General features: G+C 57.3%; 1 tRNA gene and 1 rRNA gene. Both read left to right on the top strand.

Annotated elements, in window-relative coordinates:
* Positions 1-599 (top strand): 16S ribosomal RNA (locus tag HKK80_RS14930); the annotation flags it as partial.
* A gap of 172 nt (positions 600-771) precedes the next feature.
* Positions 772-843: transfer RNA gene (locus HKK80_RS14925), tRNA-Ala, on the top strand.
* Positions 844-1,193: the final 350 nt, after the last annotated feature.

Raw genomic sequence — 1,193 nt, 5'->3', positions numbered from 1 at the left:
GCACTACAACCGGAGGAGCCTGCGGTTTAATTGGACTCAACGCCGGACATCTCACCAGCCCCGACATCAGTAATGACAGTCATGTTGACGACATCCGCCCGAGCTGATGAGAGGAGGTGCATGGCCGCCGTCAGCTCGTACCGTGAGGCATCCTGTTAAGTCAGGCAACGAGCGAGATCCACGTCCCTAATTGCCAGCACCACCGCCAGGTGGGTGGGTACATTAGGGAGACTGCCAGTGCTAAACTGGAGGAAGGAATGGGCAACGGTAGGTCAGTATGCCCCGAATGGGCTGGGCAACACGCGGGCTACAATGGTCAGGACAACGGGTTCCAACACTGAGAAGTGACGGTAATCTCGCAAACCTGGTCGTAGTTCGGATTGCGGGCTGAAACTCGCCCGCATGAAGCTGGATTCGGTAGTAATCGCGTGTCAGCAGCGCGCGGTGAATACGTCCCTGCTCCTTGCACACACCGCCCGTCAAAGCACCCGAGTGAGGTCCGGATGAGGCCCTGTTACCAGGGTCAAATCTGGGCTTTGCAAGGGGGCTTAAGTCGTAACAAGGTAGCCGTAGGGGAATCTGCGGCTGGATCACCTCCTAACGTCCGAGATCCACCCCTCTGGGGTGGACTCACCCTTCATACTCATTGCGTCTGTCAGCTCACCCCGGTCATCCCCGACCAGTGAGCACTCCTTCGGCCCACGCGTGCGATCGGGCACCTTCGAACTACCAAGGCTAACAGGATTCTCGGTCGGCGCATCCGACCGAGGCGGGCTCATAGCTCAGCGGCAGAGTGCCTCCTTTGCAAGGAGGATGCCGTGGGTTCAAATCCCACTGAGTCCATGTCAGCACGCACTCGAACCGTGTCCCTTATACGGGTTACACGGTTGGGGTGTGATACGACAAGATCGATGCACCATCCCGTGAAAGCGGGTTGGGAAGGATCGAGCGTCCCAGATCTACCACCCTGGGTCGTAATGAGATCGTGTGTACGTGCAATCCAGGCGTCCACTGGACCCATTACAGTTTGCGTGTTCTGCACGCATACCGGGTACAGTGAACATACATTGAGGCGAGTTATACTCGTCTCACCAGAGACAAGCTTTGCTTGTCTCGCCAGCGATAACATTCGTCCGAATGTTATCTCTTCAACTGGCTACTGTGCCAGCTGGTGAACGGCTCGGCTCGAGTGC

The sequence above is a fragment of the Halonotius sp. F2-221B genome (genome assembly GCF_046719765.1).
Lineage (GTDB): Archaea > Halobacteriota > Halobacteria > Halobacteriales > Haloferacaceae > Halonotius.
The sequence above is the reverse complement of the archived record's forward strand: the minus strand, read 5'-3'. Positions and strand labels throughout refer to the sequence as shown.